Origin of the sequence: Lysinibacillus sp. AR18-8 (assembly GCF_001705465.1) — a bacterium.
Classification (GTDB): Bacteria; Bacillota; Bacilli; order Bacillales_A; family Planococcaceae; genus Lysinibacillus; species Lysinibacillus capsici.
On the sequence record NZ_MDGU01000009.1, the window covers coordinates 209,582 to 233,794 of the forward strand.

The 24,213-nt window shown below is 37.6% G+C and carries 22 protein-coding genes and 1 riboswitch; of the genes, 19 read left to right on the forward strand and 3 right to left on the reverse strand.

The window, feature by feature from the left end; genetic code table 11:
- From BFM98_RS08945 to BFM98_RS08965, 5 genes are all read left to right on the forward strand, one after another.
- A complete protein-coding gene (locus BFM98_RS08945) occupies positions 1–1,674 on the forward strand; it encodes a GNAT family N-acetyltransferase (RefSeq protein ID WP_066037165.1) in 1,674 nt (557 codons plus the stop codon).
- Positions 1,655–2,401: a hypothetical protein gene (locus BFM98_RS08950; protein ID WP_254660016.1), complete on the forward strand. Its 747-nt coding sequence runs from the start codon at positions 1,655–1,657 to the stop codon at positions 2,399–2,401. Before BFM98_RS08945 ends, BFM98_RS08950 begins: the two co-directional genes overlap by 20 nt.
- A 4-nt stretch (positions 2,402–2,405) precedes the next feature.
- On the forward strand, positions 2,406–3,398 hold the full coding sequence (locus BFM98_RS08955) for a polysaccharide deacetylase family protein (protein ID WP_066037166.1): 993 nt from the start codon (positions 2,406–2,408) through the stop codon (positions 3,396–3,398).
- A gap of 391 nt (positions 3,399–3,789) precedes the next feature.
- Positions 3,790–4,776 (forward strand): agmatinase family protein, encoded by a 987-nt coding sequence (locus tag BFM98_RS08960; protein ID WP_254660017.1) that lies wholly within the window; start codon positions 3,790–3,792, stop codon positions 4,774–4,776.
- Positions 4,777–4,891: 115 nt separating this feature from the next.
- Positions 4,892–5,779, forward strand: a complete 888-nt coding sequence (locus BFM98_RS08965) for a 5'-3' exonuclease (protein WP_004228212.1) — start codon at positions 4,892–4,894, stop codon at positions 5,777–5,779.
- Between the two features lie 90 nt (positions 5,780–5,869).
- Here the strand turns inward: BFM98_RS08965 and BFM98_RS08970 are convergent, their stop codons facing one another.
- Both BFM98_RS08970 and BFM98_RS08975 read right to left on the reverse strand, forming a co-directional pair.
- Positions 5,870–6,373 (reverse strand): C39 family peptidase, encoded by a 504-nt coding sequence (locus BFM98_RS08970; RefSeq protein ID WP_066037168.1) that lies wholly within the window; start codon positions 6,371–6,373, stop codon positions 5,870–5,872.
- Positions 6,374–6,429: 56 nt separating this feature from the next.
- Entirely contained in the window at positions 6,430–6,774 is a 345-nt protein-coding gene (locus BFM98_RS08975; RefSeq protein WP_081010969.1) for a thioredoxin family protein, read from the reverse strand.
- Positions 6,775–7,127: 353 nt separating this feature from the next.
- On the opposite strand from BFM98_RS08975, the gene BFM98_RS08980 reads away from it, so the two are divergent.
- The 14 genes from BFM98_RS08980 to BFM98_RS09045 all read left to right on the forward strand — a co-directional run bounded on the left by BFM98_RS08980 (position 7,128) and on the right by BFM98_RS09045 (position 23,968).
- Positions 7,128–9,512 (forward strand): 3-hydroxyacyl-CoA dehydrogenase/enoyl-CoA hydratase family protein, encoded by a 2,385-nt coding sequence (locus BFM98_RS08980; RefSeq protein ID WP_066037169.1) that lies wholly within the window; start codon positions 7,128–7,130, stop codon positions 9,510–9,512.
- A gap of 49 nt (positions 9,513–9,561) precedes the next feature.
- Positions 9,562–10,734 (forward strand): acetyl-CoA C-acetyltransferase, encoded by a 1,173-nt coding sequence (locus BFM98_RS08985; RefSeq protein WP_066037170.1) that lies wholly within the window; start codon positions 9,562–9,564, stop codon positions 10,732–10,734.
- A gap of 126 nt (positions 10,735–10,860) precedes the next feature.
- Positions 10,861–12,645 carry an acyl-CoA dehydrogenase family protein gene (locus BFM98_RS08990; protein WP_066037171.1) on the forward strand — a complete coding sequence of 595 codons (1,785 nt, stop codon included), beginning with the start codon at positions 10,861–10,863 and terminating at the stop codon, positions 12,643–12,645.
- A 183-nt stretch (positions 12,646–12,828) separates the two neighbouring features.
- Positions 12,829–13,185: an arsenate reductase family protein gene (locus BFM98_RS08995; protein ID WP_054549462.1), complete on the forward strand. Its 357-nt coding sequence runs from the start codon at positions 12,829–12,831 to the stop codon at positions 13,183–13,185.
- Between the two features lie 81 nt (positions 13,186–13,266).
- Positions 13,267–13,647, forward strand: a complete 381-nt coding sequence (gcvH, locus tag BFM98_RS09000; protein WP_004228227.1) for a glycine cleavage system protein GcvH — start codon at positions 13,267–13,269, stop codon at positions 13,645–13,647.
- A 91-nt stretch (positions 13,648–13,738) separates the two neighbouring features.
- Positions 13,739–14,080: a toprim domain-containing protein gene (locus BFM98_RS09005; protein ID WP_004228229.1), complete on the forward strand. Its 342-nt coding sequence runs from the start codon at positions 13,739–13,741 to the stop codon at positions 14,078–14,080.
- A gap of 14 nt (positions 14,081–14,094) precedes the next feature.
- Positions 14,095–14,406 carry a thioredoxin family protein gene (locus tag BFM98_RS09010; RefSeq protein ID WP_054549461.1) on the forward strand — a complete coding sequence of 104 codons (312 nt, stop codon included), beginning with the start codon at positions 14,095–14,097 and terminating at the stop codon, positions 14,404–14,406.
- 56 nt (positions 14,407–14,462) lie between these two features.
- Positions 14,463–14,566: riboswitch (SAM riboswitch) on the forward strand.
- Between the two features lie 82 nt (positions 14,567–14,648).
- Positions 14,649–15,677 (forward strand): methionine ABC transporter ATP-binding protein, encoded by a 1,029-nt coding sequence (locus tag BFM98_RS09015; RefSeq protein ID WP_004228232.1) that lies wholly within the window; start codon positions 14,649–14,651, stop codon positions 15,675–15,677.
- A complete protein-coding gene (locus BFM98_RS09020; protein ID WP_004228234.1) occupies positions 15,667–16,335 on the forward strand; it encodes a methionine ABC transporter permease in 669 nt (222 codons plus the stop codon). Before BFM98_RS09015 ends, BFM98_RS09020 begins: the two co-directional genes overlap by 11 nt.
- A gap of 68 nt (positions 16,336–16,403) precedes the next feature.
- Positions 16,404–17,255, forward strand: a complete 852-nt coding sequence (locus BFM98_RS09025; RefSeq protein ID WP_066037172.1) for a MetQ/NlpA family ABC transporter substrate-binding protein — start codon at positions 16,404–16,406, stop codon at positions 17,253–17,255.
- Positions 17,256–17,457: 202 nt separating this feature from the next.
- Positions 17,458–18,330, forward strand: a complete 873-nt coding sequence (locus BFM98_RS09030; protein ID WP_054549458.1) for a response regulator — start codon at positions 17,458–17,460, stop codon at positions 18,328–18,330.
- Positions 18,327–19,370, forward strand: a complete 1,044-nt coding sequence (locus tag BFM98_RS09035) for a HEAT repeat domain-containing protein (RefSeq protein ID WP_066037173.1) — start codon at positions 18,327–18,329, stop codon at positions 19,368–19,370. The genes BFM98_RS09030 and BFM98_RS09035 overlap by 4 nt, the downstream gene beginning before the upstream one ends.
- The gene (locus BFM98_RS09040; RefSeq protein WP_066037174.1) at positions 19,371–20,792 is read left to right on the forward strand and encodes a glycosyltransferase family 2 protein; all 1,422 of its coding nucleotides are present in this window, start codon (positions 19,371–19,373) and stop codon (positions 20,790–20,792) included.
- Positions 20,789–23,968 carry a hypothetical protein gene (locus BFM98_RS09045; RefSeq protein ID WP_066037175.1) on the forward strand — a complete coding sequence of 1,060 codons (3,180 nt, stop codon included), beginning with the start codon at positions 20,789–20,791 and terminating at the stop codon, positions 23,966–23,968. The genes BFM98_RS09040 and BFM98_RS09045 overlap by 4 nt, the downstream gene beginning before the upstream one ends.
- 111 nt (positions 23,969–24,079) lie before the next feature.
- Here BFM98_RS09045 and BFM98_RS23385 read toward each other — a convergent pair.
- On the reverse strand, positions 24,080–24,213 hold a 134-nt coding region (locus BFM98_RS23385; RefSeq protein ID WP_139111232.1), incomplete at its 5' end, for an IS3 family transposase.

The window sequence follows — 24,213 nt, forward strand, 5'->3', positions numbered from 1 at the left end:
TTGAAATTAATTCGCATTAGAACTGATGATGAGCTTATGTGGTACAAGGAAATTTGGGATGCCATTTTAGAAGAAGAGAACAATGATAATCCATTTATAGAATTTGCTTGGTTTTATAATTGGTGGCAAATTGTAGGACGGAAAGAGCGTGTAGAGCTTTACGCCATTGAACATGAGGGGACAATTAGGGCCTTTTTTCCTTTTACAGTGTCTATTCGTTGGGGGGTAAGGGTGTATGCTTTTGCGGGAGAAAACATCGCCAATTATACAGGGGTTGTGGCTAAAAAGGAATGGTTACAGCAAGTTACAACCTTTGTTTTTGATGAGCTCATTAAAAAGCATCAGCATATTCTTTTTTCCTTGCATGGGTTATTAGAAAGCAAGGTGTCTACTAAGATCTTAGAGCAATACTTTGTAGAAAGACAATTACGTACAAGCCTGTTCCGAGTTGTGACACCCTATCTTGCTTTTTCGGAAATTGATTTTCATCGCCATTTCAATCAACGTCGAAAAATGCATGGCGTTGATCGACGAGAACGAAAACTAAGAAATTTAGGCTCCTTAGAAAGACGTGAGGCTCCACAGGACGAGCTTTGGCAAATGTTTCGGTTATTTGATCGACGTTGGGCAAAAAAACTAGATACAAGTGGCTTTACAAAAGGCAAGAAAAGAGATTTTTTTGAGCGTTTAACGATGCTTAAAGGTGAGGCGTTACAGGTAGAGGTCGATGCACTTGTCTTTGAAAACCAGTGGATTGCTTTTACCTATGGATTATGCTGTCGTGGCCGCTATGTAACCTATGCCCTTGCACATGAGCCAACTTTTAATTTATTTGGTGCTGGTCGGATAGTCACTCAGGAAGCCATCCAGCGAACGTTTACTGCTAACTATCGCTTATATGATATGAGCATAGGCTATGAGTCTTATAAATTTGATTGGCGCTCAGACATTGATTTTACAAGACAGATGCTTGCTAGCAGCGGTACGAAACGTACAAATCTACTGGCAGGTTTTTTATCGTTAAAGCAAAGGCTCAAAGAATTTATGAAAGGGAACCAACGAGTCGTAGATTGGAAGCGTAACACACTGGGCCATTTACGATATTTAGTAAAGTATGGAAAGGTAAAAGATTGGCTAGAATATGGACAACAATTCGTAGAAAAATTTATTCGTTTGAAACAAGTGGAGCTGTATGAATTATCCCCATCAGATGACGTATCACCACAGCAACCTGTCGGAAACTTATTTGAAGAAATGTCGATTCAGGAAGCGATGCAACTTGATCAGGAAGAAGTCATGGCCCTCCTTTATAAGGGCTATACGATTTATAAAGACTCCTTTGCGGAAACGAATAAGCTGGCGTTTGCATTACATGCCACAAACTGGCGAGTGGATTCAATGCAAATTGTAGAAGCCTTACCGAAGCAAACCTATTTTTTAGCCTATGATGTTTTCAAACAAATCGACATTATTACAGCTTTTTTACGGAAAATAAAACCAGCACAAACATTGTGGGTATCGGTAAGTTTTTGGCAATGGCGCAAGCGCAAGCGCTTAGTACAACTAGGCTATAAACCTATTTCTCGAATGAAACATTATAAACTTGCTCGTTTTGAGCGACACCGTGTAGAAAAATATACAGAGAGTGGGGGCGATGTACATTCTGTCCATTAAAAGTAAGCGATGGCATATCGCAATGCAGCATTTTTATTTTCTCGAAAAGCCAGCCAATTTTCGAAAGTCTATGAAAGTTGTAGGCTATACGCATTCATTGGTACCAAGTCGGAAGCTTGTAAAAAGCGAAACGATTCACATTTATTTGCAAGAGCATGAGCTTTCATTGTATTTAGCACTGTCTGAAGGTAATCGTAAAATCTTACGACGTGCCCAAAAAGAATCCTATCAAGTCATTTTGTATAAAGAGCCATCCATAGAAAATTTGAAAGCCTTTCAGCAATTTTACAATCAATTTGCCAAAAGAAAAAAAATTGAAGCAATCGGCAAGTCGCAAATGGAAACCATTCTGCTCCTCAATGAACAGGGTGCCTTATTATTATCGGAGATCCAGAGTTTTTGTGGACAGACATTATGTTATCGATTAGATATTGTGCATGAGAAAAAAGCGATGTCTTATTTTGAGGCAACATGTCATGCAACCGCATTGCCTGCACAATTAAAACGTCCTTTCCGTTATGCAAATCGGTTTTTAATTTGGCATAACTTGCTACACCTAAAGGAGCAAGGTTTTGTCTTATATGATATGGGAGAATTAACGGACAATCGAAATGTACGAGCCTTTAAATTAAGCTTTGGTGGCCAGGTTGTTCATGTTTACTCAGGCTACATTATCCAATCAAAAATACGTGCACTTTTACTAGGTGTGCAAAAATGGAGGAAGTAGCAACATGAATGGTGGGGGTCTCGTTATTTCATTAGATTTTGAGCTGAATTGGGGTGTCCATGACGTATTTCGTTATGGCCAATACAATAAAAACCTATATGGTGTCCGTAAAGCCTTGCCCAGGATACTAGCGTTATTTGAGCAATATGACATCCATGCAACTTGGGCTACAGTTGGATTATTGTTTGCTGAATCAAAGGCAGAAATGGCTCATTATTTGCGAGGTATCCCTGTGAAATATGAAAATATGCGCTTTGCAGCACATACACAGCTAGCAAAAGTTGGCGAAAATGAACAAGAAGATCTCCTGCATTTTGGTAAATCATTAATTGAGGAAATTAAACGTACACCACATCAGGAAATAGGAAGTCATACCTTTTCTCATTTTTATTGCTTGGAGAAGGGCCAAACGAAAGCTGCCTTTTGTGCGGATTTACATGCAACGAAAACAATCAGTGACGGCTATACTGCGCCTATGAAATCGATTGTCTTTCCTCGTAATCAAATAAACAAAGACTATTTTACAGCTTGTTTAGAAGAGGGATATGTTTGCTATAGAGGCACCGAAAATCATGAGCTATATGACGCACAAAAGTTTACGAAAAAGGGAAGACTTTTAGGTGCTAAGAAGTGGATAGATAGCTATTGGAATATAACTGGTCATCATATAGCCACCCTGGAAGAAATGCAAGAGGAGCAACTGATTAATATTCGATCAAGTGCTTTTTTAAGGCCATACTGTAGTCCATTACGTATATTCGAAAATTTAAAAGTAAAGCGAATAAAGGAAGGCATGCTCAAGGCTGCACAGGCACAAGCCTTTTATCATTTATGGTGGCATCCTCATAATTTTGGTAAGCATATTGATAAGAATTTGGCGATGCTAGGAGAAATATTAAGTTATCATCAAGAGCTGCGTAGTCAATATGATTTCCAAAGCTATTCCATGTATGAGGTAGCAGAACTTTGCGAAAGCCTTTCGAAACAGCAGAAGTAATAATGGAAGAGCTCTCTGTACGAAGAGTTGGTAAAAAAGAGGTTTGCTCTCTGAAGAGTAATTAAAGTGCTTGCAAACGAGAGAAAGTCATTTATTAAGAGTGTCAAAGCGCTCAAGGTAGGTGAACAACACTCAAAAATTTGAGAACAGCCACAATCTCCTAACAAAAGAAACATGTAATTTCTGAGCAAACTGATTTCAAGTTTGCTTTTTTTGTTTGATCAAAAGAATATTTTCACTATAAGAGAAAAAAAGAAAAACTTTGACGAAAATCATTGTACGAATGGTACTATTACTATAAAGAAAATATGTTAGGACATTTACAGGGGAGCACCAATTGATTTAGGTCAATTGAACTTGAATGGAAAAGAGAAGAAGGTGGTAGATGAATATGTTTATACAATCAGAATGCCAATGGAAGCAGGAGAATGGATCAGCTATGCATCAGTGGATAAAGCAGCAAACAAATCCGAATCCGAATGAGGTGGATATTGTCGTATATGGAGCGCTTTTATCATATACCAATGGTGCGTCGTCAAAAGCGCAATACCCAACAGCCTTTCGTAAGGCTTGGCCAGGTTTTCAATCATATAATTTAGATGAGCAGGTGAATTTACGTGCCCTTTCAGTTGTGGATATTGGGGATGTGGCGATTCTAGAATATGATCGAATGCTTTCGGAATCTGCCATCGAGGCTGCTGCAGAAAATTTAAGTATAGCCTTTCAAAGAAGTTTTACTTGTTTGATTGGGGGAGATCATACTATTACAGCGCACTCCATAAAAGGTATAAAAAATGCCTTCCCACAGGATCGCATTGGCATCATTCAGATTGACACGCATTTAGATGCAAGAAACCAAGAGGAAATTGGTTTAGCACAAGATTCTCCAATTCATCAGTTAATTGCAGCAGGGGTTGTGGAGGGGAGACATGTCTATAATGTCGGTTTGCATGGCTTTTTCAATTCACCCGAAATGATTCATTATGCTAAAGAACAAGGCATTCATATGATTACGTTAAAGCAAATGCGGCGTGATGGTATTCAACTCACAATACGTGAAATGCTGCGTCAGCTTATGTATGAAGTAGATCGCATTTATGTGTCTGTGGATTTAGATGCACTTGATATTGTATTTGCCTGTGATGTTCCTGCAGCTTCACCTGGTGGTTTAACGGCTTATGAGTTATTCGATATCCTCAAGCTTATTGGCGAAAATGAGGGTGTTCGTCATATTGATTTTGTTTATGCTGATCCTAAAGAAGGTATACTACGTCCAGAAACTGTTAAAATCGGTGTAACTGCATTTTTACAATGGTTGACAGGCATTCAACTAGATCATCGCAATCGTATCTCGAAAAAAGGAAAGGTTATGTTGTAAAGCAAGTGTATTTCCGAGTATTAACAATGCTGATTTTTAAAAGTTTGCTATAATGTTTAAATAGAAAACAATAAATAAATACAAACTTTGTATTGTAATAGAGAGGAAATTTATGATGACAACAAAACCAAGATTATTGATTGTCGACGGTATGGCACTGTTATTCCGTTCTTTTTTCGCTTCGGCTGCCATGGGGCATTTTATTCGCTTGGCAGATGGAACACCTACGAATGGGGCCCAAGGATTTGTGCGACATGTTCTAACAGCACAAACTATTATGAAGCCAACACATATGGCTGTTTGCTGGGATATGGGCGCACATACATTCCGCAATGATTTATTTGATGGCTATAAAGCGAATCGCCCAGCACCTCCAGAGGAAATGCTACCACAATTTGATATGGCGAAAAATTTATCGCAGCAAATGGGTTGGCAAAATTTCGGGGTGAAGGGCATGGAGGCAGATGATTTAATTGGCTCCATGATAACGAAATGGCAGGACGAGGCAGACATTACGGTCATTAGTGGTGATAAGGATTTACTTCAGCTTTTAAGGCCGTCTACAGAAATTGCGTTTATGAAAAAGGGCTATACAGAATACGATATTTATACACATGCTCGCTTTAAAGAAGAATATTGTATTGAACCTTCACAGTTTGCACAGGTGAAAGCCTTTATGGGTGATTCAAGTGATGGCTATCCAGGTGTGAAAGGGATTGGCCCAAAACAAGCGTTAACGCTTATTCAAACATATGGCTCAATAGACAAAATACTGGCATCACTCGGTGAATTGAAGCCAGGTCAAAGAACAAAAATTCAAGATAATTTAGATATGTTGCAGCTATCACATGAGCTTGCAACGATTCAAACCAATGTACCAATTGACGCTGATTTTACAAGCCTTGTGTTACCAACTTACGAACCACATATTTTTAAAGCAATAGAAGAGCGTGGCTACACACTAATTGCCAAGCACGCCCGTTCTTTGTATTCGCTTATTTAATCAATCATCGCAGAGTATAGTTATATGCTCTGCTTTTTTTATTGTAAGGAAAAGAATAGAGAGCAAAAAGAAGGCTAATCGATATTTGCTCTAGTAAGGAACCATTTTCACGAAGGATAATACCTTTTCGTTGTCTTTATAGAGAGCCTGACGAATTTGGCTATCACGTTGTGGACCACCATTATCATGGAATATTAGCCATAGCTCATCATTTTTTATCTCATAGCCTATAAGCGGTACCCAATGATAAGCAAAGGTTGATTTTTTATCACGCCACTGAAGGCTAAAATAGCGATCAAAACGCATAGCAACTGGTCGACCTGCGTCAATTTCCTGTAGAGCTTCCTTTAATGAACATGTTCGAATATCCCACGTTGGAAGCAATTGACGAAGATTGTGAATCAGTCTCCATTTGAATAAGCCAATTTTTGTACCACCAAGCAGTTTATATAGCTCATTAATAGAAGGAGCTGACTCATTTAAAAATTTTAAGATGACATGAATCGTAGTAGGTCCACAGGCAGAATTGCGATAGCTTGATGCAATGGAAATCTCATATTGTGAAGCCCCTCGTAGTGCCAATTGTTGACGCATAATAAACTCCTTTCAAAAAGAGCTGCATTTCAAGAAGAAATGCAGCTCTCTCGCCATTATTGTTGAGCAGATAAAAATTCTGTTACTTGCTGAGGTGTTTTTGCATTTGCACTATGTAAGTGTGCAAGTTTTTCACCATTTTGGAAAATCAATAGACTTGGAATTCCCATAACATCGTACTTATCAGCGATTTCTGGAAGCTCGTCTCGGTTTAGCTCATACCAATCATATTGGTTGTACTCTTCAATGATTGGATCGATGAACATATTCATACGTGTGCAATCAGGGCACCAGCCAGCATAAAATTTCACTAAAACTTTTTGGTCGCCAGCGATTAATTCGTTAAATTGTTCTGCAGTAGTAATAGTTTTCATTAAGTATTCACTCTCCTTGCTTTCCATTCTACACATTTTTCTCGCAATCTGAAAGTTTTCTGTTTGGCCGTTTCAATCGCTACTTCTTGTCCTCTTTTAGCTCGTTAAAAACAAAAAAAGATGTATACTGCAAAAATAATTCTTGAAAAAAGATTGCTAAATTAGACAAAATAATCTACACTAAAAACAGAAAAGTAGTTTTATCTTCATTCATTAAGAAGTGTCATTTTGGAGCGAAGATAAACCTTAGTCGTGCTTGGTTGAGTGGAGGGAATCTCATTCAACAAAAGGACAAAAAATTCACTAAGGAACACTTGATATTTTTTTGGCCAAAAAATGAATGGCTATTCATTCAATGGGAGAATAAGGGGGAATTGCTTGTGACTTACAACATTAAAAAAGCAGCTGTTCTAGGTTCTGGGGTGATGGGCTCTGGAATTGCAGCACATTTAGCAAATATCGGTATACCAACATTACTATTGGATATAGCACCGAAGGAACTGACGCAAGAGGAAGAAGCAAAAGGCCTTTCTTTAGAGCATCCAGCTGTTAGAAATCGTATTGTAAACGGAGCTTTGCAAAAGTTATTAAAGCAAAAGCCAGCACCACTTACTTCTAAGAAAAATTTATCACTATTATCAGTTGGCAACTTTGAAGACGATCTAGGGAAACTAAAAGATGTAGATTGGATTATTGAGGTTGTTGTAGAAAATTTACCAATTAAACAAAGTCTTTATGAAAAAATTGATGCGGTTCGTTCACCAGGAACAATCATTAGTTCAAATACATCTGGTATTAGCATTAATGCGATGGCAGAGGGACGTTCAGATGATTTTCAAAAGCATTTTCTTGGCACACATTTTTTCAACCCACCTCGCTATTTAAAATTATTAGAAGTGATTCCTGCCAATACAACTGCACCTGAAGTAGTTAGCTTCATGAAAACGTTTGGGGAAGATGTGCTTGGTAAAGGAGTTGTACTTGCAAAAGATACACCAAACTTTATTGCCAACCGCATCGGAACATATGGTTTACTTATCACTTTACAGGAAATGTTAAAAGGTGGTTACTCTGTTGGTGAGGTAGACTCTGTAACAGGTCCGCTTATCGGCCGTCCAAAGTCTGCAACTTTCCGTACGCTAGATGTAGTTGGTTTAGATACATTCATTCATGTAGCGAAAAATGTTTACGATCAAACAACAGGTGAGGAGCAGCAAGTATTTGCAGTACCTGAATTTTTACAAAAAATGGTCACAAACGGTTGGCTAGGAGCAAAATCAGGTCAAGGTTTCTTCTTAAAACAAGGAAAAGAGATACATGAGATTGATCCAGCAACCTTAACGTATAGTCCAGCCAAAAAATTAAAAACACCTTCTATTGAAATGGCAAAACAAACTCGTGGATTGGCTAATAAAGTGAAGGCGTTAACCTATGCAAAGGATCGTACAGGCGAGCTATTATGGGGGATTTTTGCACCAACGCTCCTTTATTCTGCACAGCTACATGGGGAGATTGCAGATGATATCGTAGCCATTGATAACGCGATGAAATGGGGATTCGGCTGGCAACAAGGGCCATTTGAGATTTGGGATGCTATAGGCGTAAAAGACTCTGTGGCGAAAATGGAGGCTGAGGGCCGAGAGGTACCTGCTTTTGTCAAAGAGATGTTAGCAAATGGCGTGGAGACATTCTATACAGAATTAGACGGAGATTTAGCTTACTATAATGGTTCACAATATGTGAAAGTGCCAGTCAATGAAAAAGAGATTAATTTAAAACGTTATAAGAAAAAGCATGGTGTGATTAAATCAAACACAGGTGCTAGTTTAATAGATTTAGGGGATGGAATTGCATTACTGGAGTTCCATTCGCAATCCAATGCAATCGGCTTGGATATTATTCAAATGATTAACTTTGCGGTAGATGAAGTAGAGGCTAACTATAAGGGCTTAGTCATCGGTAATCAGGGGAAAAACTTCTGTGTTGGGGCAAATCTAGGAATGATTTTGGTAGAAGCACAGGATGATAATATATTTGAGCTAGATTTCGTCATTAAAGCATTCCAAGATGCTATGCAGAAAATTAAATATTCACGTAAGCCTGTTGTAGCAGCACCGTTTGCCATGACATTAGGCGGAGGAGCAGAGGTTTGCTTACCAGCTGCACATATTCAAGCAACAATGGAAACATATATGGGCTTAGTGGAAGTAGGGGTTGGATTAATCCCAGGTGGTGGCGGAAATAAAGCGCTCTATCAGAAATTCCTAAAGGGCTTACCAAACGGCGTAGAGGTAGACTATCAACATATTGCTAATAAAGTATTTGAAACAATTGCGATGGCGAAGGTTTCAACATCTGGTGAGGAAGCACGTGAAAATAATTTCCTAAACTTTGCGGATGGTATTTCAGTTAATCCAGATCATCAATTGTATGATGCGAAGCAGGTTGCATTAGCACTTTACGAAGCGGGCTATCAACCACCTGTACCAACAAAAGTGCCAGTGGTCGGTGCATCAGGCTATGGTACATTACTCATCGGTGCGCAAGGGATGTTTGAGTCAGGCTTTATTAGCGAACATGATTTAAAAATTGCTAAAAAATTAGCTTATGTTATTGCAGGTGGAAAGGTTCCGTACGGCACATTAGTCGATGAGCAATATTTATTGAACTTAGAGCGTGAGGCATTCCTTAGTCTTGTTGCTGATCCGCTATCACAGCAGAGAATGCAACACATGCTGTTAAAAGGTAAACCACTTCGTAACTAATTGACGAAATAGATCAATCTTGCACATGAAACAAAGGGGGATTAATACGATGCGTGAAGCCGTTATTGTAGCAGGAGCACGAACTCCAATTGGAAAAGCAAAAAAAGGTTCTTTAGCAACAGTAAGACCAGATGATTTTGGTGCTGTTGTAGTCAAAGAAACATTGAAAAGAGCAGGCTATGAAGGGCCAATTGATGATTTAATTTTAGGCTGTGCAATGCCAGAAGCAGAGCAAGGAATGAATGTAGCACGTAGTATTGGGGCACTAGCTGGATTACCAGATACAACGCCTGCTCTGACAATCAATAGATTTTGCTCATCAGGTTTACAGGCAATTGCTTATGCAGCAGAGCGAATTATGCTAGGACACTCAAAGGCTATTCTTGCTGGTGGTGTAGAATCCATGAGCATGGTGCCGATGGTAGGGAATACACCACGTTTAAATCCGACTTTAGCAGAAACGGCTCCACAGTATTATATGGGCATGGGGCATACAGCTGAGGAAGTAGCTCGTCAATATAATGTTAGTCGTGAAGACCAAGATGCTTTTGCTGTTCGCTCGCATGAGCTTGCTGAAAAGGCAATTAAAGAAGGTAAATTCAATGATGAAATTGTACCAATTGAAGTGGAACAGCATTACGTAGACGATAACAATAAACCACAAGTGAAAAAATTCACATTCAGTATGGATGAAGGTGTACGTCCAGGTACATCAGTTGAAGGTTTAGCCAAACTACGTCCAGCTTTCCACGTAAAAGGCAGTGTAACGGCGGGCAATGCCTCTCAAACTTCTGATGGTGCAGCAGCTGTACTAGTAATGGATCGTGAAGAGGCTGATAAGCAAGGACTGACACCAATGGCAAAATTCCTAGGCTTTGCAGTTGGCGGTGTACCTCCTGAAGTAATGGGTATCGGGCCTATCGTGGCAGTGCCAAAAGCGTTGGAAATTGCAGGTTTATCCATCGAAGATATTGATGTATGGGAAATCAATGAAGCATTTGCTTCACAGTCATTACAGGTGGTACGTCATTTAGGCATCGACCAAGAGAAAGTCAATGTCAATGGTGGAGCGATTGCATTAGGTCATCCACTAGGCGCAACGGGAGCTATTTTAACATTAAAGCTAATTCATGAATTGAAGCGTCAAGGGAAGAAATATGGCGTAGTGACAATGTGTATTGGTGGCGGCATGGGTGCTGCTGGCGTATTTGAAATTCTATAATTTTTGCTAGATCAGCTTGAGGTGTACTGTTTACGGTTGCCTCCGAACATTGTATACGTCAAGCTTTTCTATACATGATCATTAGGGGAATCAACTAACAAAAAGATATATTGGGAGGAATTAATCATGACTGAAAAAACAACTGATTTCATTAAAGGTGGCGGATTTCTTATTGAAGATGTGGAATTAGATCGTGTATTTACACCGGAAGATTTCACTGACGAGCATAAAATGATTGCTAAAACAACAGAGGAATACGTTACAAATGAAGTTTTACCAGTAGTGGAAAATTTAGAGCACCATGAATTTGAGCATTCAGTGCGTCTCCTAAAAAGTGCAGGCGAATTAGGCTTACTTGGAGCAGATGTGCCTGAAGAATACGAAGGGTTAGGATTAGACAAAGTTTCTTCAGCTTTAATCGCTGAAAAAATGTCTGTTGCAGGTGGTTTCTCAATCACACATGGTGCCCACGTTGGTATTGGGTCATTACCAATTGTTCTATTCGGTAATGAAGATCAAAAGAGAAAATATTTACCTAAGCTTGCTTCAGGTGAATTAATCGCTGCCTATGCATTAACAGAGCCAGGTTCAGGTTCAGATGCTCTAGGTGCAAAAACGACTGCAAAATTAAATGAAGCTGGCACACATTATATTTTAAATGGTGAAAAACAGTGGATTACGAATGCAGGCTTTGCTGATGTATTTGTGGTCTACGCAAAAATTGATGGCGATAAATTCTCTGCCTTTATCGTAGAACGTGCCTACAATGGTGTTTCAGTTGGTCCTGAAGAAAAGAAAATGGGGATTAAATCATCATCAACTCGTACATTGGTATTGGAAGATGCCGAAGTACCTGTAGAAAATCTATTAGGCGAAATTGGTCGTGGGCATATCATTGCGTTCAATATTTTAAACATTGGTCGATATAAACTAGGCGTGGGCACAATTGGCGGATCGAAACGTGCATTGGAGTTAGCTATTCAGTATACAAACCAACGTCAGCAGTTTAAGACAAAGCTTTCTGATTTCAATCTGACAAAAGAAAAATTATCAACGATGGCTTCTCAATTGTATGCTTCAGAATCATTAAACTATCGTACTGTGGGCCTATTTGAGGATCGCTTAAGCCAATTAAGCCTAGAAGAGCAAAAGCAAGGTAAAGTAATTGCAGGAGCGATTGCTGAATATGCCATTGAATGCTCTATTGCTAAAGTATTCGGTTCAGAAACTTTAGACTATATTGCTGACGAAGCTGTCCAACTTCATGGCGGTTATGGCTTTATGGCTGAATATGAGGTAGAGCGTATTTACCGTGATTCTCGTATTAATCGAATTTTTGAAGGTACAAACGAAATTAACCGCATGATTGTACCTGGCACATTTATGAAAAAGGCGCTAAAGGGTGAGCTACCATTATTACAAGTTGCCCAAAATTTACAGCAAGAGCTGCTTATGCTAATGCCAGAGGATATCGGTACAGAGCCGTTAGCACAAGAAAAATATTTAGTGAAAAATGCCAAGAAGATTGCTGTATTAGCTGCAGGATTAGCAGCACAACGCTTTGGTGCAAAGCTTGATCAAGAGCAAGAAGTATTGGTAAACATTGCGAATATAGCTAACCAATTATTTGCAATGGAATCAGCTGTCTTACGTACAGAAAAAGCAATTGCTCGTGACGGTGCTGAAAAAGCACATCAAAAATTGCTATACACACAAATTTTCTGCCAAGAAGCATTCGCAGAAATCGAAAAAGAAGCAAAAGACACAATTCTTGCTTCAGCGGATGGCGATGCAGCCCGTATGACATTATCTGCACTGCGTAAGCTAACGCGTAATAATCCATACAATTTAATTGCGAAGAAGCGTGAGGCTTCCGTTAAATTAATTGATGCTGAAAAATATATTGTATAATAGTGCAAATTTAACCTAGCTATCTGCAAAAGATAGCTAGGTTTTTTATATGAGATGGATAATCGTAAAAGGAGCGGATAAATTTGCACAACTGGTGGATAAACTTACAAAAAAGAGTGAAGTTCACCATTGAAAACAACTATGATGGTATACTACAGAAAAAGACAGAAGAGGAGCATTGTAATGACGATTCAATTTTTCCATTATCCGAAATGTACAACATGTAAAAAGGCACAGAAGTGGTTAAATGAGCATGAGGTTTCCTATGAAGAGGTACATATCGCAGAGCAACCTCCCACTAAAGAAGAACTAACAGCTATTTGGCAAGCTAGTGGACAGCCTTTGAAGAAATTTTTTAATACCTCAGGCATGAAATATCGTGAGCTTGGCTTAAAGGACAAGTTAGCGGAAATGACGGAGGATGAGCAGCTTGAGCTACTTGCTTCAGATGGCATGTTAATGAAACGTCCCATCGTGACAGATGGAAAAAAAGTTACTTTAGGTTTTAAAGAAGTAGATTTTGAGCAAGCTTGGAAATAACCGTATTAAACCTTGTATTTATAGGAGAAGTATGGCACACTGAAAGTGAATATATTACATATTTATGGAGGGGTTTTTTGCATGAGCACACCTAAAGACTTACGATACTCTGAAGAACATGAATGGGTAAAAGTAGAAGATGGAAAAGTACGTATTGGTATTACTCACTTCGCACAATCTGAATTAGGAGATATCGTATTCGTTGAGCTTCCACAAGTTGGCGACGAAATCAAAACAGATGATCCATTCGGTAGCGTAGAATCAGTAAAAACTGTTTCTGAATTATATGCACCAATCTCAGGTACTGTAGTTGAAGTAAATGCAGATTTAGAAGATAGCCCAGAATTCGTTAATGAATCACCATATGAAAAAGCATGGATGATCGTTGTTGAGCCTGCTGACGCATCAGAAGTTGAGAAACTAATGACAGCAGAGCAATACGAAGAAATGATCGCTGAATAAGACAAGCCATAATCGAAAAACGTCGGAAACTACCGGCGTTTTTTGTTATATAATGACTTATAAGTGGGGATCTCTAAATGGAGGTGGCGTAATGTTCGAGGGAAAATGCTTGATAGTAGAAGGGCGCTCAGATAAGCTACAAATTGAGCCTATTTTGAATGAGAATGTTACAATACTATGTACGAATGGTACAATTGGTGTGCATCAATTAGAAGAACTACTGGATCCCTATGAGGGCTGTGAGCTATTTACTTTTTTTGATGCAGATACTTCTGGTGATAAGCTACGTGCATTAATGGACAGACATTATCCAGAGGCTGAGCATCTGCGCACAATGCCAACATACAAGGAAGTAGAAACGACACCAAGAAAAGTGCTAGCAATGATCTTACTGCGTGCACATTTTTCAATCCATAATGAATATATTTTGTAAGGTTGCGTGAGTAAATGGAAGAATGGTCAATAGAGCAGTGGGAAGCGGCTAAACAGTCGGGAGAGAAAACTGCATTTTATTTATATACACCGATGTGTGGAACGTGTGCAGTGGCATCTAAAATGATGTCCATTATTGAGCAATTACTGCCACAGCTACAAATTGGTAAAGCAAATATCAACTTTTTGGAACACATAGCTTATGAGCATCAAATTGAAAGTGTTCCATGTCTACTCATCAGTGATGGCGGAAAAGTGACAGAAAAGATTTATGCTTTTCAATCCGTACCATTTTTATATGAATTGTTAAAAAAATCAATTGACTGAACTTTACTAGCGTGGTAAAGTATCAAATATATTACTAAAACATTAAATATATCGAACTCTTATGAAGAGTGGCGGAGGGAAGTGCCCTATGAAGCCCGGCAACCATCACAATGTGAAAAGGTGCCAAATCACCCAAAGATTTTTCTTTGAAAGATGAGAGAACGGTTTAACGTATCATACGTGACCCCTTCTACTTGTCTGTGAGTGAAGGGGTTTTCTATATGAGAAAAGGAGTATTCGCTATGATCCAGCTTCAAAATATTACAAAGAAATACAAAACAGCAAATGGCGAATTAACGGCAGTCAAAGACGTCAACCTTACTATTAATAAAGGTGAAATTTTTGGCATTATCGGCTATAGTGGTGCTGGTAAAAGTACCATGATTCGTTTATTAAACGGTTTAGAGAAACCGACAGCAGGAACAGTAACGGTGAACAATCAAGAATTTTCATCGATAAAAGGGCAAAAGCTTAGAGCAGCTAGACAAAAGGTAAGTATGATTTTCCAGCATTTTAATTTACTTTGGTCAAGAACAGTTGCCGAAAATATTGCATTCCCTTTAGAAATCGCAGGCTTCCCAAAGGCTCAACGTGAAGCGCGTGTGAAGGAATTAATTGCCCTTGTAGGCTTAGAAGGGCGCGATAAGGCATATCCATCCCAGCTTTCCGGGGGACAAAAGCAGCGTGTAGGAATTGCACGTGCATTAGCGAATAATCCAGAGGTTTTACTATGTGATGAGGCGACATCCGCACTCGACCCTGAAACAACGGATGCCATTCTTGATTTACTCGTAGATATAAATGAACGCTTAGGCTTAACAATCGTCCTGATTACCCACGAAATGCATGTCATCCGCAAAATTTGTCATCGTGTAGCGGTGATGGAGGCAGGCGAAATTGTGGAACGTGGTGAGGTATTACAAGTCTTCCAAGCCCCACAGGCGGCTATTACTAAGAAGTTTGTATCTCAAATTACAGACACTAAGGAAACACAGGATACGGTAGCACAAATTAAAACAAACTATCCAACTGGACAACTTGTCAAATTGATTTTTGTTGGTGAAAAAACAGAACAGCCTGTCATCTCACATCTTGTGAAACAATTTGATGTAGAAGTAAGTATTGTTCACGGAAATATTTCGCAAACAAAAAATGGTGCATATGGTACATTGATTGTGCAAATTGATGGCTCTCAGACAAACGTCACTGAAGCCCTTCGTTATTTAAATACAGTGGAAGTACAGACGGAGGTGATTGAAAATGCTAACTAATCTCTTTCCGAATGTAGACTGGGAAAATATGTGGCAAGCTACCTATGAAACTTTATACATGACAGCTATATCAACGGTTGTGACATTTATTCTTGGGTTAGTCATTGGTATTGTTCTATTTCTAACTAGCCCCAATCAGTTATGGGCAAATAAAATCGTTAACTTTTTAACAGGATCACTCGTTAATATTTTCCGTTCCATTCCATTTATCGTATTAATTATTTTATTAATTCCATTTACGAAGTTTTTACTAGGTACAATTCGCGGTGCCAATGCGGCGTTACCTGCTTTAATTATCGGTGCAGCACCGTTTTATGCTCGTATGGTATTAATTGCGTTACGTGAAATTGATAAAGGTGTGATTGAAGCAGCCCGTTCAATGGGAGCAAAAACTTCTACGATTATTTGGAAAGTATTGGTTCCGGAATCATTACCAGCTTTGATTTCTGGTATCACTGTAACGGCTGTTGCTCTTGTAGGATATACAGCGATGGCAGGAATTATTGGTGCAGGTGGTCTTGGTAACTTAGCTTTCTTAGACGGCTTCCAGCGAAATCGCCAAGATGTGACATTAATGGCAACTATTTTGATCTTAGTAGTCGTATTTATTATTCAATGGATTGGTGATTTAATTACCGAGAAAATTGATAAACGCTAGCAAGAAAAAGGGGTTATTCCGGTTTTTACCGCTAACATATTTTAAACAAATAAAAGGGAGTGTCATAAATGAAAAAGTTATTAGCAGGATTATTTTTATCAATACTTGTACTAGCATTAGCAGCTTGCGGTACAGATAAAAAAGAAGATGAAAAATCAGCATCTGGCGATCAAACAGATAGCAAAGAAAACGTAATATTAAAAGTAGGTGCTTCTAATACACCACACGCAGTTATTTTAGAAAAAGCAAAACCGATCTTAGCTAAAGAAGGCATAGACCTTAAAATTGAAACGTATACAGATTATGTTCTACCAAACCAAGATTTAGACTCAAAAACACTTGATGCAAACTATTTCCAGCACATTCCTTACTTAGAGCTACAAATTAAAGACAATGGCTATGATTTCGTTAATGCAGGTGGCGTTCATATTGAACCAATCGGTATTTACTCTAAAAAATATAAAACGTTAGAAGACCTGCCTGAAGGCGCAACAATTTTACTTTCTAACTCAGTATCTGACCATGGTCGTATGCTGTCATTGTTAGAGGCTAAAGGCTTAATCAAATTAAAAGAAGGCATTGATAAAACAGCAGCAGAATTAAAGGATATTGAAGAAAATCCTAAAAACTTTAAATTCGATGCAAATACTGCCCCAGAAATGCTTGTACAAATGTACGAAAACGATGAAGGCGATGCAGTACTTATCAATTCTAACTTTGCCATCGATAACGGTTTAAACCCAATTGAAGATGCTATTTCTCTTGAAGATAAAGAATCTCCATATGTTAACATCATCGCTGTACGTGCAGGTGATGAATCAAAACCTGAAATTAAAAAATTATTAGAAGTATTAACATCTAAAGAAATCCAAGACTTCATTTTAGAAGAGTGGAAAGGTGCAGTAGTACCGGTAAAATAAGAATTAAAAATTTTATAAAAGGGTACATAAGTTTAACGACTTATGTACTCTTTTTTATTTGTAGTTAAATTGATGAGAAACTATGTATTTTTTATGACGTCTATTTATTGTTTAGTCACATTTATTACTATAGTAATGTTGTTAATCTACGAAATAAATGATAGAAAGTAATAATAAGAAAAAACTAGATGGAGTGATTCTAATGAATGATATAAAATTCACCCATGACATCATGCAAGAACATGAAGTAGAGCGCTACTTTAAAATATGGCGAGAAAGTGTTATTAGATCACGCCTTACTATAACAGCAGTCTTTTTAAAAACAGCTAATGCTACACAACTGAATGAAAATGTGAATGATCAAGTTACCTCGTTTTTACAATCAAAAATACGCAAGACAGACTTGCTTTTTCAATTATCCGACGGGGATCATTGGGGCATCTTCTTTTTACAAAGTAGTGATGTAGAAGCTAGGGCGTTTTTAAAACGAATATTTGCCATCTTAAAAGCAGAACGGAAGTTCCAACAGATTGCATTAAAGGCCTCTATAACAGAAATAAGAAATAATAACGTTATTTTTGAAGAGCTGTTAAATAAAAATAAACAGATGTTATCAGGGGATGAGCAATTAACATGGAGTATAGCAGAGGTAAAGGATTACTGTGAGCAACCAACTGAATTAGTGAAAGTTAGTATTATTGAGCAAAACGCCATTTTTAGACAAGTATTAGAGTCAACGCTTAAGCAAATAAATATCCCTTATTTTTCTTTAGATGTAAAGGTTTACGAGGATGGCTATAGCTTTTTACAATCGGATGATTATAAATCAGGGCATATGCATCTAATTCTTATGAATGATATTTTACCTCTGAAAAATGGCTTAGAAATATTGCATATCTTACGACATATGCCAAATGAAAAGAAATTTATTATTTATATGATGTCAGAACGCAATTCTGAAGGGGCAGCGCTTAATGCTTATGAGGGCGGTGTTGATGAATATATTGTCAAACCATTTAATTTACGTTTGCTCGAAGCCAAAATTAAAAGAACGTTTGCGAGGTTTTGGCAATGATCAAGCTGACTGTTTCGACGCTTTTGGCAATAATTTCTTTCTTATTAGTTGTGCTCTTTATCTTTTTAATGTATTTACTTGTTCAGCGACAGCGTGAAAGCTATTTTGAAAAAGTTCGTGACCGTTATTTACAAAATTATTCTCAACTTTGGTATGATTACTTATTCAATAACGCATTATTTAGTATCGTATTGGTACCTAGAGGAAGCGCCCAAGTAGAAGCTATTGAAAAAATTTTTTCATCCTATTTAAAGAATATAAGGAATGAACAGGTGGAACTAAAAATTAAACAATTCTCCAATCAATATTTAAAAGCATTCTACGAAAAAGATTTATCCAGTAAACGATGGAGTATTCGAATGAATGCCCTCTATCGAATTGCAGACTTACAAATAGATGAATTGCTAACGAAGTGCCAAGAATTCGAAAAAAATAACATTACAGATGAAGAATATTTCCAGTTAATGAAAATATACTCGCTTTTCCAACCAGATTTATTTATGGAGAAAATAAAAAATTCCAATGTAAATTACGCTGAAAGTGAATATAGAAGACTATTTATATTATTAGATGATAATGTATTTATTCGATTTTTCCATGATTTTAATAGTTTGTCGGCCAAAATGCAATTTGCTGTTATTGATACTGCTGCTGTAAAAAGAAATATGGAGTATTTGGATGAATTAAAAAAATTATTACACCATGATACACCGGAAATTAACATCAGAGCATTAAAAGGGCTATATGAAATAGGAATTATTGATGAGATGGATCCCTTTGTCTCTTTTGTGACTTCTGAAATGTGGGAAGCCAGGTTAATGGTTGCCAAAATTTTCAAGCATGTACCGCTTACTTACACTTATAGTTATTTAGAGCAGCTTCTTCAAGATGAGAATTGGTGGGTACGTTCCCAAGCGGCAAAAACGATTGTAGAAGATCGACATGGTATTGCCAAATTACAGCAATTCATTGAATCCTCAAATGATCAATATGCAATTGAAATGGCCCAAGAAATTGCAGCGAGAAAAGAGGGGAAGTAAATGAAAATAATTGATTATTGCATGATGTTTTTTGGGGGCATTATTTTATTTTATATGCTGTTCGTTATCGTGTCATATTGTACAATGTTCATCATTGCTATGCTGGATTTAAGAAAACGCTATCGTCTCGATCTATCAGAGTATGATGATGCACATATCGATGCCTTTTATTCAAAACCGGTATCGTTACTTGTTCCTGCTTACAATGAAGAAGTAGGAGTTGTAGATACAGTATATTCATTATTGAATTTACGTTATCCTCAAACTGAAATTATCATTATTAACGATGGATCTACAGATCAAACCCTTCAAACGGTCATCGAACATTTTCAAATGAAGCCAATCAATAAAATTGTTCGAACTAACATCCCTACAAAAGACATTAAACAAATATATGAATCTGAAATCTATAAAAATTGTATTTTAGTAGATAAAGAAAATGGTGGTAAGGCTGATGCGCTAAATGTGGGTATTAATGTATCTCAATATCCGTATTTTTGCTCCATTGATGGTGACTCCATTTTAGATGAAAAATCCTTGCTGCGGGTGATGAAGCCTATCATTTTATCTGATGGTGAGGTCATTGCAGCAGGTGGTAATATACGTATTGCAAATGGCGCGAAGATGCAGTTTGGCTCTATTTATGAAACTCAATTACCTAGTAATTACCTAGTAATCATGCAAGTAATCGAATATTTGCGGGCATTTTTAATGGGGAGAATAGCGTTAAGTAAATTCAATTTAGTCCTTATTATTTCAGGAGCATTTAGTGTTTTCTCTAAAAAATGGGCTGTTGAAGCAGGTGGATATTCAACCAATATTATTGGGGAAGATATGGAACTGGTGGTGAATATCCATCGACTTATAAAAGAAAAAAAAGAAAATAAGCGTATTGAATTTGTACCTGACCCAGTTTGCTGGACGGAAGCACCTCAAACATTAGGAGTACTACGCAATCAACGAAGAAGGTGGCATCAAGGGTTATTTGAAAGTCTATGGAAGCATAAAAAAATGACCTTGAATCCTAGATATGGAATGATTGGATTTCTTTCGTTCCCGTATTTTTGGCTAGTGGAATGTCTAGGGCCTCTTGTCGAGTTAGGAGGATATATTTATATTGTCATAGCCTTTTTCTTAGGGAAAATTTATTATGAGGTTGCACTCATGCTGCTACTACTATTCGTTATTTATGGTGTTATTTTTTCAATAGCGGCAGTATTGTTTGAATCATGGAGTATGAATACGTATCCGAAAAAAAGAGAGTTGTTACGCATGATTCTTTTAGCGTTTACAGAAATTTTTTGGTATCGCCCACTAACATTATTCTGGCGCTGTGAGGGATTACTTCGTTTTGTCTTAAGAAAAAGTGACTGGGGTAATATGAAACGTGTCGGCATTGCTGAAAAGGAGAAAAGTGTATGAAACGAATCTATATAGGGGTTATGGTCGTACTAGTCCTCATGATAATCCCTATTACATGGTGGTACTTAGAAGATGAAAAACAGCTTAATGTGGCCATTATAGATAAAACCGTTCCGAATGAGTCTTACCGAGAGCACTTAGGGGTGAATTGGTTTTTAAACCATTATAAATATAGATTAAATAATGAACCTTATGACGTAGAACGCGATTATTATGGTACGGTCCCAAATGATGAAACTAAAAGTGTTGTAGAAAAGAATTTGCCAAATGATTATAGTGACTATGATGTCATTTATTTGGCAGATACGTACGGAGTTTATAAAGATGATTTACAACAAACAAAACGTTTAGGTGAACGTTCTGAAAAAATTGTTGGGGGACTTGAACAAAAAGAATGGCAGGCAATCGTCGAACGCTTAGCCAGCAAAAAAAAGAGCATGTTAATAGCTGAGTATAACACGTTTGCTTCACCAACATCAGGGGAAGTTCGTAAAGAATTACAGGATTATTTAGGAATCACATGGTCTGGCTGGATCGGGCGTTATTTCGATGAGCTTGATTATCATAAAAATTTAGAAATACCGCAATGGGTGATCGATGAACATGGCGATAATTGGTCATATAAAGGTGGAGGCTTTTTACTATTTAACGAAATAACTGAGGAGCTACTTGTTCTAGAAATGAAAAAGCATGTTAAATCTGAAGGTATTCAAGTGCAGTTTACTGAAAATGGGAAAAAATTCTTTCATTCATCTGCAAGGGCGCAATACGATTATTGGTTTGATATTATTACACCTAAATATGCTGAAGATGCTCTTGCAAATTATAAATGGGATTTAACAAAAAAAGGAACAGAGCTGTTAAAGGATAATGGCATTCCAGAACAATTTGCAGCAATTGTAGGCCAAGATAAAAGCTACACATCTAGTTATTATTTTGCGGGAGATTTTAATGATATCGCACGGGTACCGAATATTTATAAAATAAAAGGGTTACCTACAATCTATAAATATGCTGAGAAGTATGCGGACAGTTCGTTTTATTGGTCCATTTACATCCCAGTAATGCATAAAATATTTGATTCATTTGAGCACAAAGAGGTTCAGGATACTGTAAATCATGAGAAATTAAACTATAATGCAAGGATTCAGGGACAATCTTTTGAGGTGCTAAGAGATGGCAAATGGGAACCAATCGTATTTAAGGGTGTCAATATCGGAATGGGGAAACCTGGCGCCTTTCCTGGAGAAGCAGCAATTACTGAAGAGGAATATTATCGATGGTTTAAACAAATAGCAGACATGAATGCTAATACGATACGAGTCTATACATTACATCCACCAGGCTTTTATAGAGCACTTGCTAAATATAATGAAGAACATCCAAAAAAACCATTATATGTTTTACATGGAGTTTGGATTAATGAAGAGGGCTTAGCAGGTTCATTGGACGCCTATGATAAAGATACGTTAGAAGATTTCCAATTAGAAATGAAACAAATGGTAGATGTCATTCATGGAAATATCTATGTGGAGCCTCGCCCAGGACATGCATCTGGCTTGTATGATGTAGACGTATCAAAATATGTTATAGGATGGGTACTAGGAATTGAATGGTATCCACACATGGTTGTGGGAACGAATGAAAAACATGCAAATATTGGTCAATACAACGGTACTTTTTTTGAAACAAAGGGTGCCTCTCCGTTTGAGCATTGGCTAGCAGAACAAATGGATGTGGTGTCAGTTTATGAAAAGGAAAAATATAACTGGCTACGTCCAATGAGTTTCACGAACTGGGTCACAACTGACATTCTTGAACATCCGTCAGAGCCATCAGAGGAGGAAGATTTAGTAGGGGTCAATCCAAATGTTATTTATACAAAAGGAGAGATGACCGCACCAGGACAATTTGCTTCCTATCATGTGTATCCTTATTACCCTGACTTCTTTAATTTCGATAAAGATTATTTAAATTATGTCGATTTCCGAGGGAACAAAAATAGCTATGCAGGTTATTTAAAAGAGCTCCATGAAGCTCATACTATGCCTGTTCTTATTGCGGAATTTGGTATCCCAGCATCACGTGGTAAAACACATGATAATGTATATGGTTGGAATCAGGGGCAAATGTCAGAGCAAGCACAGGGAGAAACACTTCAACATTTATTTGAGGATATTATGCATGAGGGGCTCATGGGAGGACTTGTTTTTACATGGCAAGATGAGTGGTTTAAACGAACGTGGAATACGATGGATTATGATGATCCGAATCGTCGACCATTTTGGTCCAATGCTCAAACAAATGAGCAACAGTTTGGATTATTAACCTTCGATAGACTTAAGGTAAAAGTAGATGGAGAGACAACGGAATGGACGGGTAAACAGCTATATGATACTGCACCAAACAACCCAACAGATTTTGCAGTAGACTATGATGAGCGCTATTTGTACATTAAATTAAAAAGTGGGGAGTTAGCCAATACCTCCCCTCGCATTTTATTAGATGTTGTACCAGGTCAAGGAAATACGTCAGCTACATCTATAAAAAATATGACGTTTTCCAATGGTGTTGATTTTATAGTTGAGCTTAATAAAAACGGTCAATCTAGGGTTGTTATTGATGAATACTACGATTTCTATGATTATTTATATGGCCACCGTTTAAATTTAGTTGCTCCCCGAATGGCAAATGCCTTGAAAAATAGTGGAAAGTTCGCCCCTATTTACTATGTGTTAAATAAACAACTATTTTTACCTGAGCAAAATAGAACGACTGATTTTAGTATCTACGAAACAGGAAAATTACTTCAAGGAAATGCTAATCCAGAAGCAAAAGATTATGATTCTTTAGTTGATTATACTTGGACCGATGACAATGTTATCGAACTTCGCATCCCTTGGTTATTGATTCAAGCTAAAGATCCGAGTCAGCGTGAGTTTATAGGTAACCTGTATAAAGATGGCGATAAAGCGGCGGTTAAAGTAGACAATATTTATATTGGTGCTTTATTTGTAGATAAAGAGAACAACGTTGTTCAATCTATGCCAGCAGCTTCTAATGGTGTTTTACCACCACTCTCTACTTATACATGGGAAACATGGCAAGTACCAAAATATGAAGAGCGCTTAAAACAATCCTATTATATTTTACAAAAATTATTTAAAGCATATTAAAGGAGCTAAGGGTAGATTGTTCTGCCCTTAATTCTTTTTTATTTACCAATCCCCTTAAGTGTCGGTGGTCAACCTGAAGTGACCCCTATAAGTTAGACACGGTTATTTCGTTTAGGCAGCTTGGGTAAACTGAGTTCGGTATTCTACCGGACTCAGTTTTAATTTTGCCTTTAAACGTCTCGTGTTGTAATACGTTATATACTTTTCAAGTTCCTTTTTAAAATGCTCGACACTATCAAATTCCT